We start from the raw sequence: 18669 nt of genomic DNA, 5'->3' as shown, positions 1-18669 counted from the left end.
TTTCGACCGATCAGGCCGCTTGTGGGCGTGGACTCGAAGGTGTTCGCTACAGTTTTTGTAGCAAATTGATTGAAGGATCCTGACCATCGCTACTGCATTTCGCGACCGCCGCCACCGCGAGGAACGCCAACACCGCCTGAACCGGGAAATCATGGCCCCGGAAGTCCGCCTGATCGGGCCCGAGAACGAGCCATTGGGTGTTGTGAGTCTTGCCGAGGCCTTGCGGCTGGCCGGTGAGCAAGACGTGGATCTGGTGGAAGTGGTCGCGGCGGCCAATCCGCCGGTCTGTCGCCTGATCGAGTACGGCAAGTTCAAGTACCACGAGCAGAAGAAGGCCGCCGAGGCGAAGTCGAAGCAGAAGGTCATCGAGGTCAAGGAAATCAAGTTCCGGCCCGGGACCGACGAAGGCGACTACAACATCAAGATGCGCAACATCCGGCGCTTTCTTGATGAAGGCGACAAGTGCAAGATCACGCTGCGCTTCCGCGGCCGCGAAATCACGCACCAGGAACTCGGGCTGGCGCTGTTGCAGCGCATCCGCGACGACCTCGGCGACACCATCGTGGTCGAGCAGTTCCCGAAGCTCGAGGGCCGGCAGATGATCATGATGATCGCGCCGGGCCGCAAGAAGGGCGGCGGGGGTACAGCCAAGCCGGCCACCGAGCCGACGACGGCGCCTGCAGCGGCCTGAGCCGCAGCGGCAGTAGCAGGGGTTTGAAGAGATTTCGCCGATGCCTGCGCCTTCGGGCGCAGGCAGCGGTGGGATGAAGAAGTGTCTCGGGGCCGACAAGTCCGTGGGAATCTCCCCGGCGCCTCACGAGCACAAACGAAAGGAGCATTCACATGCCCAAAATGAAGACCAAGAGCAGCGCGAAAAAGCGTTTCCGCGTTCGTCCCGGTGGCACCGTCAAGCGCGGTCAAGCCTTCAAGCGTCACATCCTGACGAAGAAGACCACCAAGAACAAGCGTCACCTGCGTGGTGCAACGGCAGTGCATGAGACCAACATGGTCTCGATGGCCGCCATGTTGCCCGGCAGCGGCATCTAATCACGACGAACAAGGAGTACACACATGCCTCGCGTCAAACGTGGTGTAACGGCCCGCGCCCGCCACAAGAAGGTTCTCGCACTCGCCAAGGGTTTCCGCGGTCGCCGCGGCAACGTCTTCCGCATCGCCAAGCAGGCGGTGATGAAGGCGGGCCAATACGCCTACCGTGACCGCCGTACCAAGAAGCGCGTGTTCCGCCAACTGTGGATCGCCCGTATCAATGCCGCTTCGCGTGAACTGGGCCTGACCTACAGCCAGTTCGCCAACGGCATCCGCAAGGCCGGTATCGAGATCGACCGCAAGGTCCTGGCCGATATCGCCGTGCACGACAAGGCCGCTTTTGCCGGCATCGTGGAGCAGGTCAAGGCCAAGCTGGCTGCTTGATCCCGCAAGCAGGTTGCCGCTCCTCGGACGGCGGCCTGCGCCCACGGCACAAGGGCTGGCGCTTGAAAGGGCTCCAGCCCTTTTTTATTCGCACCTCCGGCCACTTTCTCTCTCACGCTCAAGAATTTCCATGAACGAGTTGGACTCCCTGGTCGCCACCGCACGCGCCGCCTTCGCCGAAGCCAAGGCACCGGCCGAGCTCGAAAACGCCAAGGCGCAGTTTCTCGGCAAGGCCGGCCGCATCACCGAGCTGATGAAGGGCATGGCCGCGCTGTCCGTCGACGAGAAGAAGTCGCGCGGCGCGGCGATCAACGTGGCCAAGCAGGCCATCGAGGCGGCGCTGAACGAGCGGCGCCATCAGCTCGCCGACGAGGAGCTCGCCGTCCAGCTGCGCGCCGAGGCACTCGATGTAACGCTCCCCGGCCGCCGGCGCACGGGCGGCGGCCTGCACCCCGTGAGCCGCACGATGGAGCGCATCGAGGCCATCTTCTCGAGCATGGGTTTCGACGTCGCCGACGGCCCCGAGGTCGAGAGCGACTGGCACAGCTTCACCTCGCTCAACAACCCGCCGAATCATCCTGCGCGCTCGATGCAGGACACCTTCTACGTCGATATCAACGGCGAGGACGGCATCCCCTACAACCTGCGTCCGCACACCAGCCCGATGCAGGTGCGCTACGCACAGCAGCACATCACGAAATACGCGGCCGAGTTCGCGGCCGCGGCGGCCGACACCACCGGCACCGTCAAGGCGCCCGAGATCCGCGTGATCGCGCCGGGCCGTACCTACCGCGTCGACAGCGACGCCACGCACTCGCCGATGTTCCACCAGTGCGAAGGCCTGTGGCTGGGTGAGAACGTGAGCTTCAAGGACCTGAAGGTCATCTTCACCGACTTCTGCCGCACCTTCTTCGAGACCGACGACCTGGTGCTGCGCTTCCGCCCCAGCTTCTTCCCCTTCACCGAGCCGAGCGCCGAGATCGACATCCAGTTCCAGACGGGCCCGCTGGCCGGCCGCTGGCTCGAGGTCTCAGGTTCGGGCCAGGTGCATCCGCAGGTTGTGCGCAACATGGGCCTGGACCCCGAGCGCTACATCGGCTTCGCCTTCGGCATGGGCCCGGATCGGCTCACCATGCTGCGCTATGGCGTGAACGACCTGCGGCTGTTCTTCGACGGCGACCTGCGCTTCCTGAGCCAATTCCAGTAACAGACAGACAGAACGAGAACGCGAGATGCAATTCCCCGAGTCCTGGTTGCGCGAGTTCTGCAACCCGCCCATCGACAGCGAAGCGCTGGCCGAGACGCTCACCATGGGCGGCCTCGAGGTCGAGGAGCGCCGGCCTGCCGCTCCGCCCTTCAGCAAAGTGGTGGTGGGCGAGATCAAGGAAGCCGCGCCGCATCCCAATGCCGACCGTCTGCGCGTATGCCAGGTGGACGCGGGCCAGGGCACCCTGCTGAACGTCGTGTGCGGCGCGCCCAACGCGCGCGCCGGCATCAAGGTCCCATTGGCGCTGGTCGGTGCCGAGCTCCCGCCGGGCGAGGACGGCCAGCCCTTCCAGATCAAGCTCGGCAAGCTGCGTGGCGTCGAGAGCCAGGGCATGCTGTGCTCGGCGCGCGAGCTCAAGCTCAGCGAGGACCACGGCGGCCTGTTCGAGCTGCCGGTCGATGCGCCGGTCGGCGCCGACGTGCGCGAGCTGCTCAAGCTCGACGACACCCTCCTCACCCTCAAACTCACGCCGAACCTCGCGCACGGCCTTTCCGTCTACGGCATCGCGCGCGAGCTGGCGGCGTTGACCGGCACGCCGCTCAAGACGCCGCCGATCCCGCCGGTGGCAGCGGCCGTCACGGACAGGCTGCCGGTCAAGGTCGAGGCCCCGGACCTGTGCGGCCGCTTCTCGGGCCGCATCGTCCGCGGCGTCGACACCAAGGCGGCCACGCCCGCCTGGATGGTCGAGCGCCTGGCGCGCTGCGGCCAGCGCAGCGTGACGCCGCTGGTCGACATCTCGAACTACGTGATGTTCGAGTACGGGCAGCCCAGCCACATCTTCGACCTCGACAAGATCCACGGCGGCGCCTTGGTCGTGCGCTGGGGCAGGGCAGGCGAGCAGCTCAAGCTGCTCAACGGCAACACCGTGACGCTGGACGAGAAGGTCGGCGTGATCGCCGACGAGCGCAACCAGGTCGAGTCGCTGGCCGGCATCATGGGCGGCGATGCGACCGCCGTGTCCGACGACACCCGCAACATCTACGTCGAGGCCGCGTTCTGGTGGCCCGAGTCCATCCAGGGCCGCGCGCGCCGCTTCAACTTCTCGACCGACGCGGGCCACCGTTTCGAGCGCGGCGTCGATCCGAGCCGCACGGTGCAGATCATCGATCGCATCACGCAGCTGATCATCGAGATCTGCGGCGGCCAGGCCGGCCCGATCGACGACCAGACCCTGCGCCAGGCCGAAGCCAAGTCCGTCACGCTGCGCGTCGCGCGTGCCGCGCGTGTGATCGGCATGCCGCTGACCCAGGCCCAGTGCCGCGACGCTCTGCGCCGGCTCGGCTTTCCCATCGAGGAGGGCGACGGCGTGCTGGTGGTCACGCCCCCGCCGCACCGCTTCGACCTGTTGATCGAGGAAGACCTGATCGAGGAGGTCGCGCGCCTCGTCGGCTACAACAACCTGCCCACCGTGGCCCCGCTGGCACCGATCACCGCCCGCGTGCCGCCCGAGGCGCAGCGCAGCAACTTCGCCCTGCGCCACCGGCTCGCCGCGCTGGGCTACCAGGAAACCATCAACTTCAGCTTCGTCGAGGCGCACTGGGAGCATGAGCTCGCGGGCAACGCCGACCCGATCAAGCTGCTGAATCCGATCGCCAGCCAGATGAGCGTGATGCGCTCGTCGCTGATCGGCTCGCTGCTGCAGGTGCTGAAGTTCAACCTCGACCGCCGCGCGCCGCGCGTGCGCGTGTTCGAGCTGGGTCGCGTGTTCCTGCGCGACGACACGGTCGCCACCACCGACAGCACCGTCAAGGGCGTACACCAGCCCATGCGCGTCGCGGGCCTGGCCTGGGGCGATGCCGAGGCCGAGCGCTGGGACGGCAAGCCGCAGCGCACCGACTTCTACGACCTCAAGGGCGACGTCGAGGCCCTGCTGGCCCCCCGCGTCGCGAGCTTCGAAGCCACCGAGCATCCGGCATTGCACCCGGGCCGTGCCGCGCGCGTGCTGCTCGACGGCCGGCCGATAGGCGTGATCGGCGAACTCCATCCGCGCTGGCGCCAGCAATGGGAGTTCGCGCAGGCCCCCGTGCTGTTCGAACTCGAGCTCGATGCCGTCAGCGCGCAGCCGGTGCCCGTGGCCCGGCCGGTGCCCAAGCACCAGGCGGTGGAGCGCGACATCGCCGTGGTGGTGGCCGAAGCCGTCACGCACGACGCGCTCATGCGGACCATCCGCGCAGCCGCCGAACCGGCCCTCCTGCGCGACGCCGTGCTGTTCGACATCTACCGCCCGCCGGTGGACCGCGACGCGCCCGTGGGCCCCGGTGGCCTGGCGCGCGGCGAGAAGAGCATGGCGGTGCGCCTGCGCTTCAACAGCGACGGCGCCACCCTGACCGACGAGCAGGTCGAAGCCGCAGTGGCTGCCATCCTCGAACAACTGAGCGCGCGGCTCGGCGCGCACCTGCGGGTATGAAGCTTATGGATTTCACGCTCGAAGCCCTGGAAACGCCGGCACTGACCAAGGCGCACCTGGCCGATCTTCTGTTCGAGCAGATCGGCCTCAACAAGCGCGAGTCCAAGGACATGGTCGAGGCCTTCTTCGACCTGATCGCCCGCAGCCTGATCGAGGGCACGGACGTGAAGATCTCGGGCTTCGGCAACTTCCAGATTCGCGTGAAGGCGCCGCGTCCGGGCCGCAATCCGCGCACCGGCGAGGCCATTCCCATCGGCGAGCGGCGCGTCGCGACCTTTCACGCGAGTGCCAAGTTGAAGGAGCAGATCCAGGGCAGCGCAGGCGACGTAGGCCCGCAGGATGTCGAGTGGAGCCTTGGTACCGAATAGTGCTTGGCCCTTGTGCCCAGCGTGGAGTAATCTCTAAGGTTCCTCTCGCACCACCTTGATTTCAATGGAGAAAACTCTCCTGCCGCCCATCCCCGTCAAACGCTACTTCACGATTGGTGAAGTGGGCGAGCTGTGCGGCGTGAAGCCCCATGTGCTGCGCTATTGGGAGCAGGAGTTCACCCAGCTGCGGCCGATGAAGCGGCGCGGCAACCGCCGCTACTACCAGCACCACGAGGTGCTGATGATCCGCCGCATCCGCGACCTGCTCTACGACCAGGGCTTCACCATCAGCGGCGCACGCAACAAGCTGCAGGAGATGGTGCAGTCCGAGCGCGACCGCCGCAAGGCCGGCGAGGTGCCGCTCGAAGGCATGGAAGCGGTGGAGATCGACCAGGAGGAGTTCGACGCCGCGCTCCAGGAAGACTTCGATGCGCCCGGCAGCGCCGCGGGTCCGAGCCTCGACCTGTCGCAACTGCTGCGCCTGAGGCGCGAGCTGTATGAAATTCGCGAGTTGCTCAGCCCGGGCCACTGAAAACCGCAGGCTATAATCGCGAGCTTCGGTGTGTGGCGCAGCCTGGTAGCGCACTTGCATGGGGTGCAAGGGGTCGAAGGTTCGAATCCTTTCACACCGACCAAAAACGCTAAGTAGATCAACGGGTTAGGGCCAAAAGCTCTGACCCGTTTTTCGTTGCGACTGACAAATTCTCGGGTCGTCTGACAAACCCAGGCTTTTTCAGGCCGCGTCGCGCCCTCCGATCGCCGATGGCAGCGGCTTCGAAGACGGGACCTTGCGGCGGTAGACGCGCTTCGTCACCTTCACGTCCTCATGGTGCAGGAGCTCCTGCGCAGCAACGTCAGAGGATGCGTCCGACGCGGCCTTTGCGCGCATGTCGTGGAAGGTGATCTCCCGGGGCTTGAGCCCCAGCTTCTCGCGCACCGCCCGCCAGAGGGTCTTGAACGATTCCTTGCTGTAGGGCTTCCCGTGCTTGGTGATGAAGAGATAGTCGCTCGGGAGGCTGGCGGCGCCGCCGCGGTTCTTCTTGCGCAGTTCCTTCGCCCTGGTCAGGGCCCTCCACAGGTCCGGCGTCATCTCGTAGGCCTTGGGCTGGTAGCCCTTGTCGTTGGGCTTCTTGGTGACCCGGAGCTCGATCTGCTTCTCGTCGAAATCGCGCAGCCGGATGTCGAAAATCATCCCCTCGCGCGCGCCCGTCTGGGTCGAGATCTCCAGCATGCACTGGAGGATCGGATTGGCGGCCGCGTAGATCTCGCCGTACCGCGTGTCGCTCACGTACTCGTCGCGGGGGCTCTCGGGCAGGTACTCGACCAGTTCACAGGGGTTGTAGGTGCTCAGGCCCCAACGGACGCGCGCCAGGCGGAACATGCGCGACAGCAGCTGGATGTCCTTGTTTGCCGAGGGCGCCCGGGCCTTGTTGTCGTGCAGGTGCTGGGTGATGTTCACGTCCCGCAGGTAGCCGGGGTGCAACGCCTGGGCCTCGGTCTTCGGGTAGCGCTTTTTCCCGAACGCGGGTCGCAGACGCCGGATCCGCCCCTCGTACTCCTTCCGCGTCGCGTCGCGCTTGAAGGTCGGCAGCTCGTCGGCCTCGTACTTACGGATGATCTCCTCGACCGTGCCCTCGACCTCGTCGCTCGGCAGCATCGCGGTCAGCGCCGGTGAGATGTGCTTCTCCCACCAGAGCCGGGCCGCGTTCGGCGTCTTGCCGGCGCCCATCGACATGCCAGTTGCACGCAGCCGCTGCTCGATTTCCTTTGTCGCCGCGTCCGTGCCGCGCCAGTGCCAGCGACCGTCGACCTGCCGCATGCCGCGCGGCAGGTCGGGGATCTTGCGGTTAACCGTGCGCGGGCGCGGCATCTTCCAGCTCCTTTGACAGGATGCCCAGGGACCGGATCGCCTGGACGGCGGATTCCATGCGGGAGAGATTCTGCGCGTCGATCTCGACGGTGGTCCACCGATGCCCGCAGGCGCCGCAGCAGCGCAGGCGCTTGATCTTCGCCTCCTCGGTGCGGGTGGTCAGCACGCGCTGCTCGTCGCTCGTGCAGGCGGGGCACTTCATCGCTTGCCTGCCTCGGCCATGACGGCGCGCACGATGGTGTTTCGGACGCTGACGCGGGCGATCTTCGGGTGGGCCTCCCAAAACGTGGGGTACTCCCGGTCGATCCAGTCCATGATCGTGAAGGCGACCATGTCGGCGTCGATCGTGCCCTCGGGCGCCGGGACCAGGCGCAGCGCGCGCTTGCGAGCGGGTACGGTGTTCACATCCGCTCCCGTTCTCTGAATTCCATCATCGGGCGCGCGGCCTGGGTAGAGCGGCCGGCGACAAGGCGCAGGTGCGTCGGGGCGTCGTCCTCGTCGCTTAAGTAACCTGCTGCGAAGAAGAATTCTTCACCGTTACGGTACTGGACCGTGTAGCCGGGTCTGTAGTCGACGCGATAGCCCTTTGCGGCATCGAAAAACTCGCCGTCGGAGCTGCGCACCCGGCGAAGCTGGTACTCGCCCGTCACGACTGCCGGCTTATCACCGACCCGGACCTTGTCGCCCACCTTGAACAGGGTGCTGGCGTCGTTGAAGGCCTTGAGCGCCGCGTCCATTCCGATGTCCGTCTTGGGCTGGTTGCGATCTTCCTCCTCGATCTCGGCCCTGAGCGCCTCCTCGCGGCGGCGTTTCTCTTCCGCGCTGATGCCCTTGGTCAGCCGAATGTTGTTGCCGTATCGAAGGGCGTGCATCCAGCGCTCATCGTGCGGCACACGCTGGCGCCGGTCCACACGCGCACCGTCGAAGAAGGTTGCGGAGGTAGGAGGCATGCCGGGCCAACCGGGGATGTGCTCGGCCGTCAGCAACCCGGCCGCGATCAGGGCTTCAGGCTTGCCGAGGTAGATGTCGCCGCTGATGCCGGCGGCGTACTCGACACCGGGGAATGCACGGGCGCCCTTCATGACCGCCCCCTTTCGCTTGCCATACATGAGCCGATCACCGCGTCGACGATGGTCTTCGACTGGCTCAATAGGTTCAGAGCGCCCCAGAGCGCTGGATCATCTGAGCGCTGGCAAGCAACATTGAGAACACCGTCAATGACGGACATTGCTGCGCTGACCGGGTTGCATTTCTCTTCTGTCAGCGCATGGTCTTCGGTCAATGCTGCGAGTTGTGCCTGGCAGTGATCCATAAGCAGATCCACCCCGGATACCAATTCATCTTCAGCGTCAGCGGCGCAGCGGCTAACGATCGCGTGCGCTGACTCGAGTATCCCGAATGCCCCGTAGAGCTGATCGCCGTGGCTCTCAGCGACTGCCAGGCCGCCCTGTTCCTCGCCAACCGGCTCTGGCAGGAGCATGCCGATGTTTTGTGAATCGCACTCCGTCTGAGCCCAGTCCAGCAGCGCGTAGGCTTCCTTCAGGGCGGGAGCGAGCTCGGAGCCTGCAGCGAGCGCGCACGCGGCTTCGAGCGTCGCTAGTGGCGTGAACAACGATAGGTAGACCGTTTCGGCGTCGGCACGCGTCGGGTGCTGAGCGTGGATGTTCCGGACCGCTTCGGGCAGGAGGTTGTGCGCGATCAGGTCCAGCACTGTTTCGATCGCGTCGCCCGGAGTGGCTTCTGCATAGGCCATCTCGAGCTTTTCGTCAGCGGTCCTCAGCGCTTCGCGCACCTCCCGCAGGCGGACCTCGGCAGTCTTGAGCGCGGGGAATTGCACCTCGGCGGCTTTCGCGCTCTTGGCGCGGGGCTTGGTGATGACGGCGCTCATTGCAGTGCTCCTTCGCTGCGCAGCCTGGCGCTGAGCAGCCGACTAACCATGTGGCCTGACGGCGACTCCCACTCGTCGCGAAAATCCTTGATGCCGAGTTTGCGGGCGCGCTCTCGGTAGGCTTGAAATTCAACGGTGCGGCACAGGGCCAGATAGGCATCGCGGCGCAGCGAGGTCTCATCGGCCGTGACGTTGCCGTGCGGGTCGGCGGGGATCGCGTCAGCCGCTGCGGTGAAGAGCAAGGCGGCGCGGCGCCATTGCAGGCCATGGAGGGCAGTGCGCGCGGCATCCCGGAGGGCAGTGACCTGGTTCATGCCAACACCTCCGCCGCAGCGCGGGCCGCCGTGCGGGCCTTCCTGGCTGCGACGCCTTTCTTCCAGGCCGCCTGTTTCTTCGCGTAGTCGAGCGTCTCGACAAATTTGGCTTCGTCTTCAGCCACTTCGGTGATCACTTCATCGAGCGTGTCCTGGGTCCAGACAATTGAGCCACCCCAGCCTTCGATCACGTAGCGGATCGGGCCGTCGTCGGGATGCGTGCGGCTCAGGCTGCCGCCCATCGCATTCATGCGAGCGCGGAGGCTGGCCCAGTCGGTGGCGCCCGGCTCAATGTTCAGCGTCCCGACGATCTCTTCGTAGCGAGCGATCTGCGCCGTGCTGGCAGATGCCTGGTCGTCGCGCCGGATCGCGTTGCAAAGCCGATCGAGCTCGCGCTGGTCAGTGGCGGTCAGCGTCGTGATGCAGCGAGTCCATCCGGAAACGTCACCGCCGCGGTCGATGTGCTCGATCTCATCGTCGAGAGCGAAGGCGTCGTACGCCACGTCGAACGCGGCGCTCACAGCAGCCTCCAGCTTTCCGGTGGGGCTGCCTTGAGCGGAACCACTTTTTCGCGGTGCAAGCGCGGGGCACCCATGTGCAGGCCAACGGACGCGCGGACCCAGTCGGCCGCCGTGGCGTCGGTGACTTCAATCCCCTCTATGCCAGTTGGCTCGTCGCGGGCGTCGTTGGCAGCTTTCGCGCCACCCAGCCAGTTGATCTTGTCCATCTTCACTCCATCGCCCGGGATGGGCGTTGGAGTTATTAAACAGCATGTTTAGTCAACGGTCAACGTTTTGTGTAAATTTCTCAGAGCTGTTGGTTGAGCTGGTACTCGAGCACACGCCCGATGATCTGTTGCGTGGGGTCCTTTATTTCGACTGCTGGCAGGTCTGGACGAGCCACCTGAACCTCCAAAGCCGCGCCCTTGCGCACAAGTCTTCCAACAATTGGCGAATGGGTTTCGAGTTCACGAGCTAGTACGTAGTCGCCAGCATCAGAAGGGTGGTCGGGGTCCACGACGATGATGGTTCCGGGCGGGAGGGAAAGCTGCCCAGGTATGGGGTTGATCATGTATTCGAGGTCCATGACGAGTGCGAACGCGCGCTCCCCAGGGAGTGATTGCTTGGGCACAACAAAGTCGTTCACCCATTTGAAAATCTCTTCTCTCGTGGGCGGGTCTTCATTCCAAAGAACCGCCCGAATCCAGGAAACGATAGGGACGGAACGATGCCGACGCGGCGTCTTCACCTCCGACCCGAGCGACAGAGCGCCGATCTGCGGAATGCTTGGACGAACTTGGAGGCCAAGCAGCCATTCCACGGACTCTAGGACCGCCTGCGCCGCTGTGGCGTGCCATTCGGCAGGCATACCCCGCTTCTTCCAGTTGGTTATGTCCTGAGGGCTGACGCCCAAGCGCTCTGCGAGCTTCGTCTGGTTCATGCCCAGCGTGCGAGCCTGGTGCAGCAGGCGGTCGATCGGTCTTTCTTCCATGTGCTGAGGTTAAACGTGGTGGTTGATGAAGCGGTTACACAGACTTGACCAAAACAATAAACGTGATGTGTAATGCGGCATGCAACTTAAACAAGCGATCAAGGACGCTGGCGGCACGTCAGTGGTTGCTGCCCGGTTGGGGGTCACCCCGCAATGCCTGAGCAACTGGGTAGACCGCGGAGTTCCGCCGACCAAGTGCGCCGAAGTTGAGCGGGTCTTGAAGCCCCGTGTCACGAGGGCCGATCTGCGGCCGGAGGACTGGGCGGTCATTTGGCCCGAACTCGCCGAAGCCAAGGCGGCCTGAGATGTACGCCCTTCGCCACTTCGCGCCAAGCAAGCGCCGCATCACTGGACCGGTGAACCTGGTGGCTGCACGAGTCTTACGTTCTTCGCAAACGACGAGATTGCCTGAATCAACACCGAAAGCGGCAGCAGGTAAGTCATCTGCACGGGCCCCGAGTGCACAAGCATTGAAGCTTCCGTTGGCTCCCGGCCAATCCCAAACTGAATATTGCTCGCGGCAAGAGAGTTCTCTGGGGGCGCCAGCGACCGAGCCACCTCCGAAGGGAACTCCGACCAGTGATTCACCAGGCCATGAAGGTCTTGAATCAACTCTGACAGACCCTCGGGGCCAACTATGAAGGCCTCCTTCTTTCCATTCTCGTCGCCGAACTCCAACGCTTTCGCCAGTGGGTCTGTCGTTTCGACAACTTCGAAGGTCACGAGTTGCCTCGTTTCCGGGTTGGTTTCCATGCTCGCCCTTTCCGTTTTGCGTGTTGAGGAACCCGGATTCTGCTTTGGGAGAGGGCGGGCACCTCATCGGGCTTGCCTGCGGTACTGGCGACCGTTTGCCGCCGGTCGTGCCGGCAGATCGTCGGCCCGATGCGCGGTGAAGTGCATCACGAGGTCACCGTCCACCACGCGCATCTCAAGCCGGGTGGTCGCGATGGCGATCCGAGATCGCCCCCCGAGTAGCGAATCCAAGTTCGTCGACATGCGCGTGCGCGCGCTGCTATGCAGGACCACGCCGTCGGCGTGGGGTAGAGGTACGTCTGGATCCGGGCGTGCTGTGTTCATGGTTGGAGGGCAAACATGCCAAGTGACAAAGTAGAAATGCGCGGTCTCGCGCCGGCCGAGCTCGCTCAAGCACTCGATGCCATCGCCCACACCTGGGGCATGGACCGCAACACCTTGAACATCAAGGTGCTGAGCAAATTCGTGCAGGAGACAGCTCACAGGTCGAAGTTATTGCAGAGCATGGCGCGAGGGAATCCGCTGCTCTCGGAGCCCGAAGTGCCCGCGACGGATTGGGGCGATCTGAAGTGACCAGGCCGCGGGCAGGTCGCGGGATGAACCGCGTCCTCTACGTCTACCACTTCATCTATTGGCTGCGCGTGCATCGCTCCTGGTCGAGCGCCAGGTGGTGCATGGCTCACGAAGGAAAAGCATGGAAATGAACGTCTTCGACACTGGCCCCATGGTTGACGGCATCTCCGTCGACCTGGGCCGCATGCGCGCCGAGTCGGGCCGCGAGTTCCTGGTGTTGCTCCAGTACGGCGGCCAGGTTCACCACAGTGGCTCGAGCTCATCGCTGGTCGATGGCAAGTGGGTCCGTGTCCCGGCACCGCCCACCGCGTACCCCGTCATCACGCTCACGCCAGATGGCGGTGGTCCACGGTCGACCTATGCGGCGGCGTCGTTCCTGGAGGCTGCGCGCGCAGGGGAGGGCTTCCTCATCGCGTCGCTCTACAAGAACGTGGATGTCGACTTCGACGCGGCATCGGTATCTGCGCTGGCAGCCGGGATCGAACGCGCGATCCCCGCCTCGACCGGTAGCTTTGCTGTGCGCTGGCTGGCCGTCCAGGCAGAGCCGGACTACGTGCCGTTCTAAGGGGCAGTCGGAAGCATGCACTACGAACAGCATCCCCTGTCGGCCGCGTTCCCGGCCATGAGCGACGCAGAGTATGCGGCGCTCGTCGACAGCATCACCAACATAGGGGTGCAGAACCCGATCACGCTCTACGAGGGCAAGGTTCTCGACGGGTGGAACCGTTATCGAGCTTCATGCGACCTGGTGTGCGCGTGCCCTGAGACACCGCTTGCCGTCGGCGTCGATCCGGTTGACTTCGTTCGGGCGCAGAACAAGCATCGCCGGCACCTCCCGCTCGGCGCCTGGGCGTTGATTGAAGTTTCGCTCAGCGCCTGGAAGCCATCACACCGGCCCGATAAGGGTGAACTCAGTTCACCCTTTCAGCGGTCAAACGAAGAGATGGCCGCGAAGGCTGGCGTGACCGTACGCACCATTCAGCACGCCAAGGTCGTCGAGGCAAACGCAGCACCCGAAGTCAAGGAGGCGGTGAAAACCGGCGTGGTGTCGGTCAAGGCGGCCGCCGAGATCGCCAGGCTGCCGAAGGAAGAGCAGGCCGCCGCGATCAGCGCACCGCCGCCGCCGAAGCCTGCGAAGTTCAAGGGCAAGCCAAAAAAGGGGCCCGCGGCCGATCTCGTGCGCGCCGAACTCAAGGCGGCCCGCGCCAAGGGCGAGGTCGGCGAAGCAACGGCCAGGATCGAAGAGCTTGAGGCTGAGCTCTCGGCACTGCGGGAGCAACTTGCAGAGGCGCGCGACGATCTCGAAGCGGCCGTCAAGGTTCTCGACGCCAGTGATCAGGTCGCCGCTGCCTTGGCGGAAGCAAAGAAGGTTCGCGACTTGAACCGCGGATTGCAATCCCGCATCGACAGCATGCTGACCGAGATCGCGAGGCTGAAGGGCTCGGTCAAGCACTGGGAGCGGAAGGCAGGTCAGCCGGCATGAACTCGCTCTTCGAAAACGAGGTGCCCGCCGGCTTCAAGCCGCCGCGCCCGTTCCAGGCCCAGGCCATGAAGAACATCGCCGAGGGCATCCTTGCCGGCCACAAGAATCAAATGCTCATGGCGCCCACGGGTGGGGGCAAGACGTATTTGGGCCTGCGCATTGCGCACAAGGCGCTCAAGCAGGGCAAGCGCGCGACGTTCCTGTGCGACCGGATCACGCTGATAGACCAGACCAGCGCCCGCGCCGACGAGTATGGGTTGACAGACCACGGTGTCATCCAGGGCGACCACCACCGGCAGGACTGGTCGAAGCCGCTTCAGATTGCCAGCGTGCAGACCATCGAAAGCCGGGGCTGGCCGAAGACCGACGTCCTTATCGTCGACGAGGCGCACACGATGCGCGAGACGTGGGTCAAGAAGGCCGAAGAGGAGGGCGTACGGGTCATCGGCCTTTCCGCCACGCCGTTCTCCCGCGGCCTCGGCAAGATCTTCACGAACTTGGTGGCTCCTGCAACGATGCACGAGCTGACTCTGGAAGGCATTCTGGTGCCGATGCGCGTGCTGTCCTGCCAGAAGCCGGACATGGACGGCGCCAAGGTCGACAACTTCGGCGAGTGGCAGCAAGGCGAAGCCGGTGCGCGCGGCATGGAGATCATCGGCGACGTTGTGTCCGAATGGCTGCGCCATGCCGAGGGCCGGAAGACGATCGTCTTCGGGGCAACGATTGCCCACTGCGAAGAACTCTGCCGGCATTTCAACGAGGCTGGAGTGCTCGCGGCAACGTTCACGCAGGACACCACACCGCCAGTTCGCAAGGGCTTGGTCAAGGAGTTCAGCAAGCCCGACTCGGTCGTGCGCGTGTTGATCTCAGTGGAGGCCTTGGCCAAAGGCTTTGACGTGCAGGACGTCGGCTGCGTGGTGGACTGCCGGCCTCTGCGGAAATCGCTCTCCACCGCAATCCAGATGTGGGGCCGGGGCTTGCGATCGTCGCCGGAGACCGGCAAGACCGACTGCCTACTGCTGGATCACAGCGGCAACATCACCCGCTTCGCCGAGGACTTCACCACGATCTACTTCGACGGTCTGGCTTCGCTCGATAAGGGTGAGGCGCTCGACAAGGCGATTCGACCTGAGGGCAAGGATGAGCGGGAGCGCACCGGCTGTCCGAAGTGCAGCTACAAGCCTTTCCGTCAGCGGTGCATGTCCTGCGGCTTCGAGATCGTCGCCCAGTCGCTCATCGGTCACGAGGCCGGAGCGATGAAGGAGGTCGTGCTCAACAAGAAGAAGCTGGCCGACGACAAGCTGCACCTCTGGCGCCAGCTCTGCACGTTCGCCAGGAACACCGATTGGGTCAAGTCGAAGTCCGGTTACCCGTACATGCAGTTCAAGGAGATCACGGGCAGCCCGCCGCCTTCTTCATGGCACGCTGACTCGGCACCTGTTGTGCCGGTGTCGGCGGAGCTCGCCAAGCGGCTCAAGGGCAAGCGCCAGAGCCTCCACATTGCAGCTGCCGCGGCGCGCAAGAAGCAGGCGGTGGCGGCATGACCAAATGCGAGCGCTGCAAGCTAGCGTATGAAGAGCACCCGCCCGAGCTGGCGAAGTTCTTCGGCATCGATCGTCTGCGGATGCCCGTCACTGGCTTTTTGCTGTGGGATCCAACGCAGGGAAAGGACGTGCCCGAAGTCGATGAATGCCGGCGCGACGATTGCCCGGGCTACAAGCCGGAGGCGTCAGCGTGAGTTTCATCCAGTTCGCTCGCGCGCACGGCATCGAGATCGATCCGGCGAAGCTTGAGCCCTCCAGCAAAATCCGGCGGTGCGGCACGACCGAGAAGCCGAAGAGCAAGAACGGCGCCTATCTGTGGGATGGGCAGCGGGGCTGGGTATATGCGTGGGACGGTGATGCCCGCGTGCACTGGTACGACGACCCCGACGCCAAGCCCTGGACCGAAGAGGAAAAGCGGGCCTGGAGGGCGAAGCGCGACGCCATGCGCGCCGCTGAGCGCGAGGGCCACCGCAAGGCTGCACTGAAGGCCGCGGAGCTGATGCGCACCGCAGTCCCTGGTCAGCACGACTACCTGTTCCGCAAAGGGCTTGGCGACGCTCAGGGGCTGTGCCTGCCTGATGGGGCCCTGTTGGTGCCCATGAGGGACTTCGCGACGAACGAGCTCAGGGGCGCCCAGATCATTCGGTGGACCGACACCGAGGAGGAGCCCGGCAAGTTCCGCTGGCACAAGAAGATGAGCTACGGCATGCAGGCGCGCGGCGCCGTGTTGCGTCTGGGGCCGCGCATGGGCGAGTTCTTCCTCTGTGAAGGCTATGCCACGGGTCTTTCGATCGAAATGGCCGCACGCCAGATGCGCCTCAACGCTGTGGTGCTTGTGACCTTCAGCGACTCAAACCTTGTTCACGTCGCGTCGCTGCTCAAGTCCGGCCGGCGCTACGTCTTCGCCGACAACGACAAGAGCGGGGCAGGGGAGCGCGCGGCGAAGGAGACGGGGTTGCCGTACTGCATGAGCCCGACGCTTGGTGACGATGCCAACGATCTGCACAAGCGGGAAGGTCTGCTGACCGTCTGCTCACTTTTGATGAAGGTGCGCATGCACGAGGCGCAAACCGTGCCGTAGGCCGCACATGCCCGGTCTGCGCGAGCGGCTCAATACGCGGGCGCGCAGGCTGTAAACCGACTACCCGGGTGTGCAAAGTCGGAACGTGGGTGCTGGTCCCTAGAGCGTGCGCAGATCACCGATGCGGTGATGACAGTCTGGGGTTCGTGTGGGGCGCATCGGCCAACCACACGGCGCTGAAGCGGGGCTAACGGTCGCGGCTGAATGCGCAAGGCACGCCTCTCGCAATCCTGCGGGTAGGGGTGCTTTGCGCAGTCCACAGGGTCTTCAATCGAAGCTGAATCCGGATTCCAGGTATTTGGGTTCAACGAGGTGTTTGTTTAGTTAAGGAGTGCTGATGTCAGAAACCGAAGATCGTCCCGCAATCGATGAGCGCCTCAGCCGCGCCATCAACAGCTCCAACCTGGTTCCGACCAAGATGGACGACGACGGCGGCCGCATCGGCACGCTTGAGCTCCTGGCTGCGGCCGGGTGGACTGGCCGGAAGCTCGAATTCGTCCTCGGCAGGGCGTTGATCGCTCTGGAAAGCGAATGGGACACCTCGGAGCAGCCGCGGGTGCCGCGCGAGCATGACATCGTGGCCCTGGCCAGCGTGATGCCGCTACGCGTCGACGTCCTGGACGAGGAGGGCGAGCCGGTGCGGGAACCCAACGGCCAGGTCAAGGCCGTCGAGACCACGCCGAAGCAGCGCCGTCGCATGGCCCAGACTCAGGCGGAGGAGTGGTACGAGAAGGAGCGCGTGCGCCTGATCGGCCGCGTCCGCACATTGCCCATGGCGCAGAAGGCGCTCATCGCCTGGGGAACGAATCACAACATCCGGAGCCCGGAGTCCAAGGCGCTGTCGATGCTGGCGTGGTGGCTCGACCATCGCTGCCCGACCTGCCTGGGCACGAAGCTCGACCCCGTGCCGGTGGGAGGTCGGGGCTCAGTGCGATGCTGCAAGGCCTGCAGCGGCACAGGGGAGCGCCCTCTGCCGTTCGACGACAAGCATTGCCAGGATGGCCGCCAGCTTGAGCGCGCCATGATCGACGCCAAGCACCGGGCGATGCAGCAGATCAAGAGGTTCACTGCGAGTGCACACCGCGGGTAGCCTGTGTTAGACTGCGGCGCGAGACCGCAGAGGCCGACACACTGGCATCTCGCCCTCGACCGCAGCAACACACCGCTGCCTGAACTTCTCCCAGGTGAAAGCCTGATGAGCCGACCGCGATGGCTCCGCTCGCCCTCAAGTCGCCCCGCATCCGCGCCCGGCGGCTTTTCTCAGCAATCTACCCTTCGGGAAGGCCGAGCGCGCGTCGTGCGAGCAGTGAGGCGAAAGCAGTCGGCTTTAGCGCCTTGAGGGATGGAATGGGATCATTGATCTCGCCATCGTGGATTCGGGCAACGATGATCGCCGCTTCATCGATGAGGGGGTCGGCGCCGACTGCGAGGTTGTCCAGGATCGCATACTTGTTGTAGAGCTTCGCGAACTTCTCTCCTCGCGGGCCCAACGCGTTGTAGAAAAGAAAAATGAGTTCGATCCAAGACAACTGTGCCCTTACTAGCGCAACGTAGTGCCACTTTTCGCGTAAGTTCAAGTCCTTGTGTTCGTCGATCCAACTGACGAGGCGAAAGAGAGTACGAAGGGGGGCGTCCAGGCTGGATCGGTTCTCGCTGAAGATGTCCTCGTGTTGTTCAAGAGCTCGTTCGAGGATCACCTCAAAACCTTCGATCCTGGCGGCATCGGTCGCATAGTCTCCGCGGTCCGCCCGAAAGTCCGCCCGAATCCAATTGGAGAACATGGTTCGTAAGGCGGCGCGGCCGGCCGTGTCGTTCCACTCGATCGCGCCGACCAGTGAGTGATAGTTGCCCAGCCATGCGAAGAGCGACTGCTCGAAGCTTTGAACTGCTGCGCTTTGGTTCGAACGCTTCAGCTCCGCCAGTGAGGCTCGTAGTTCCCTGCGCTGGAGCGTGAACGTGATGAAAACCAGAAACACGGTCGCCAGCCCAATGATCGGGTTCATGACGCCGCCGAAGTAGTCGCCGAATTCGCCCCAGCTACCGGTTTGGTCGGAGATTGGCATTCCTCCAAATCGCCACAGATAGGCGACCAGGACCAGCAGCGCGACAACAAGGGCGGTGACCACGATGTAGCCCGCGTGCAGGTGCAGGTCGTCGTCGGAGTACGAGTCTTCTTTCTGGGACATGCCGGCTAGTTTG

Annotated in this window: 25 protein-coding genes and 1 tRNA gene; 15 read left to right on the top strand and 11 right to left on the bottom strand. The window is 64.4% G+C overall.

Annotated elements, in window-relative coordinates:
* The first annotated feature begins 76 nt into the window (after positions 1-76).
* The 8 genes from infC (at position 77) to GXN78_RS04190 (ending at position 6108) form a co-directional block, all read left to right on the top strand.
* Positions 77-691, top strand: coding sequence for a translation initiation factor IF-3 (gene infC / locus GXN78_RS04225; RefSeq protein WP_106556793.1), 615 nt, complete (start codon positions 77-79; stop codon positions 689-691).
* A 152-nt stretch (positions 692-843) separates the two neighbouring features.
* On the top strand, positions 844-1047 hold the full coding sequence (gene rpmI / locus GXN78_RS04220; RefSeq protein ID WP_028253491.1) for a 50S ribosomal protein L35: 204 nt from the start codon (positions 844-846) through the stop codon (positions 1045-1047).
* Positions 1048-1071: 24 nt separating this feature from the next.
* A complete protein-coding gene (gene rplT, locus GXN78_RS04215; RefSeq protein ID WP_028253492.1) occupies positions 1072-1431 on the top strand; it encodes a 50S ribosomal protein L20 in 360 nt (119 codons plus the stop codon).
* A 130-nt stretch (positions 1432-1561) separates the two neighbouring features.
* Complete coding sequence (pheS, locus tag GXN78_RS04210) at positions 1562-2638, top strand: phenylalanine--tRNA ligase subunit alpha (protein ID WP_106556794.1); 1077 nt, start codon at positions 1562-1564, stop codon at positions 2636-2638.
* 25 nt (positions 2639-2663) lie between these two features.
* Positions 2664-5105, top strand: coding sequence for a phenylalanine--tRNA ligase subunit beta (gene pheT / locus GXN78_RS04205; RefSeq protein ID WP_106556795.1), 2442 nt, complete (start codon positions 2664-2666; stop codon positions 5103-5105).
* Positions 5102-5473, top strand: a complete 372-nt coding sequence (locus GXN78_RS04200) for an integration host factor subunit alpha (RefSeq protein ID WP_106556796.1) — start codon at positions 5102-5104, stop codon at positions 5471-5473. The genes pheT and GXN78_RS04200 overlap by 4 nt, the downstream gene beginning before the upstream one ends.
* 64 nt (positions 5474-5537) lie before the next feature.
* The gene (locus GXN78_RS04195) at positions 5538-6005 is read left to right on the top strand and encodes a MerR family transcriptional regulator (protein WP_106556797.1); all 468 of its coding nucleotides are present in this window, start codon (positions 5538-5540) and stop codon (positions 6003-6005) included.
* Between the two features lie 26 nt (positions 6006-6031).
* Positions 6032-6108, top strand: a tRNA-Pro gene (locus tag GXN78_RS04190).
* Between the two features lie 98 nt (positions 6109-6206).
* Here the strand turns inward: GXN78_RS04190 and GXN78_RS04185 are convergent.
* From GXN78_RS04185 to GXN78_RS04135, 10 genes are all read right to left on the bottom strand, one after another.
* The gene (locus GXN78_RS04185) at positions 6207-7343 is read right to left on the bottom strand and encodes a tyrosine-type recombinase/integrase (RefSeq protein WP_106556798.1); all 1137 of its coding nucleotides are present in this window, start codon (positions 7341-7343) and stop codon (positions 6207-6209) included.
* Entirely contained in the window at positions 7321-7509 is a 189-nt protein-coding gene (locus GXN78_RS04180) for a hypothetical protein (RefSeq protein WP_164255367.1), read from the bottom strand. The genes GXN78_RS04185 and GXN78_RS04180 overlap by 23 nt, the downstream gene beginning before the upstream one ends.
* Positions 7510-7541: 32 nt before the next feature.
* Positions 7542-7748, bottom strand: a complete 207-nt coding sequence (locus GXN78_RS04175; RefSeq protein ID WP_106556800.1) for a hypothetical protein — start codon at positions 7746-7748, stop codon at positions 7542-7544.
* Positions 7745-8425, bottom strand: coding sequence for a hypothetical protein (locus GXN78_RS04170; RefSeq protein WP_106556801.1), 681 nt, complete (start codon positions 8423-8425; stop codon positions 7745-7747). The genes GXN78_RS04175 and GXN78_RS04170 overlap by 4 nt, the downstream gene beginning before the upstream one ends.
* Positions 8422-9231, bottom strand: a complete 810-nt coding sequence (locus GXN78_RS04165) for a hypothetical protein (protein ID WP_106556802.1) — start codon at positions 9229-9231, stop codon at positions 8422-8424. The genes GXN78_RS04170 and GXN78_RS04165 overlap by 4 nt, the downstream gene beginning before the upstream one ends.
* Positions 9228-9545, bottom strand: a complete 318-nt coding sequence (locus GXN78_RS04160) for a hypothetical protein (RefSeq protein ID WP_106556803.1) — start codon at positions 9543-9545, stop codon at positions 9228-9230. The genes GXN78_RS04165 and GXN78_RS04160 overlap by 4 nt, the downstream gene beginning before the upstream one ends.
* Positions 9542-10066, bottom strand: coding sequence for a hypothetical protein (locus tag GXN78_RS04155; protein ID WP_106556804.1), 525 nt, complete (start codon positions 10064-10066; stop codon positions 9542-9544). Before GXN78_RS04155 ends, GXN78_RS04160 begins: the two co-directional genes overlap by 4 nt.
* Positions 10063-10272: a hypothetical protein gene (locus GXN78_RS04150; protein ID WP_106556805.1), complete on the bottom strand. Its 210-nt coding sequence runs from the start codon at positions 10270-10272 to the stop codon at positions 10063-10065. Before GXN78_RS04150 ends, GXN78_RS04155 begins: the two co-directional genes overlap by 4 nt.
* Positions 10273-10352: 80 nt before the next feature.
* Positions 10353-11036, bottom strand: a complete 684-nt coding sequence (locus GXN78_RS04145; protein WP_106556806.1) for a helix-turn-helix domain-containing protein — start codon at positions 11034-11036, stop codon at positions 10353-10355.
* Positions 11037-11381: 345 nt separating this feature from the next.
* Positions 11382-11789: a hypothetical protein gene (locus tag GXN78_RS04135; protein WP_106556808.1), complete on the bottom strand. Its 408-nt coding sequence runs from the start codon at positions 11787-11789 to the stop codon at positions 11382-11384.
* A 339-nt stretch (positions 11790-12128) separates the two neighbouring features.
* Between GXN78_RS04135 and GXN78_RS04130 the strand changes: the two genes are divergently transcribed.
* From GXN78_RS04130 to GXN78_RS04100, 7 genes are all read left to right on the top strand, one after another.
* Positions 12129-12362 (top strand): hypothetical protein, encoded by a 234-nt coding sequence (locus GXN78_RS04130; protein WP_146163037.1) that lies wholly within the window; start codon positions 12129-12131, stop codon positions 12360-12362.
* 121 nt (positions 12363-12483) lie between these two features.
* Positions 12484-12927, top strand: coding sequence for a hypothetical protein (locus GXN78_RS04125; protein WP_146163038.1), 444 nt, complete (start codon positions 12484-12486; stop codon positions 12925-12927).
* A gap of 15 nt (positions 12928-12942) precedes the next feature.
* Positions 12943-13845: a hypothetical protein gene (locus GXN78_RS04120; RefSeq protein WP_106556811.1), complete on the top strand. Its 903-nt coding sequence runs from the start codon at positions 12943-12945 to the stop codon at positions 13843-13845.
* 20 nt (positions 13846-13865) lie between these two features.
* Positions 13866-15389, top strand: a complete 1524-nt coding sequence (locus tag GXN78_RS04115; RefSeq protein WP_239142596.1) for a DEAD/DEAH box helicase family protein — start codon at positions 13866-13868, stop codon at positions 15387-15389.
* Positions 15386-15583 carry a hypothetical protein gene (locus GXN78_RS04110; protein ID WP_146163039.1) on the top strand — a complete coding sequence of 66 codons (198 nt, stop codon included), beginning with the start codon at positions 15386-15388 and terminating at the stop codon, positions 15581-15583. Before GXN78_RS04115 ends, GXN78_RS04110 begins: the two co-directional genes overlap by 4 nt.
* On the top strand, positions 15580-16470 hold the full coding sequence (locus tag GXN78_RS04105) for a toprim domain-containing protein (RefSeq protein WP_164255366.1): 891 nt from the start codon (positions 15580-15582) through the stop codon (positions 16468-16470). Before GXN78_RS04110 ends, GXN78_RS04105 begins: the two co-directional genes overlap by 4 nt.
* 337 nt (positions 16471-16807) lie before the next feature.
* Positions 16808-17560 carry a hypothetical protein gene (locus tag GXN78_RS04100; RefSeq protein ID WP_106556814.1) on the top strand — a complete coding sequence of 251 codons (753 nt, stop codon included), beginning with the start codon at positions 16808-16810 and terminating at the stop codon, positions 17558-17560.
* 178 nt (positions 17561-17738) lie between these two features.
* On the opposite strand, the gene GXN78_RS04095 is transcribed toward GXN78_RS04100, so the two are convergent.
* Positions 17739-18656, bottom strand: coding sequence for a putative phage abortive infection protein (locus GXN78_RS04095; RefSeq protein WP_164255365.1), 918 nt, complete (start codon positions 18654-18656; stop codon positions 17739-17741).
* Between the last annotated feature and the right edge of the window lie 13 nt (positions 18657-18669).

This window comes from Variovorax sp. WS11, from assembly GCF_010499245.1.
In the GTDB taxonomy this organism is placed as follows: Bacteria; Pseudomonadota; Gammaproteobacteria; order Burkholderiales; family Burkholderiaceae_C; genus Variovorax.
Note: the sequence above shows the minus strand (reverse complement) of the source record. Positions and strands in the feature narration are given on the sequence as shown.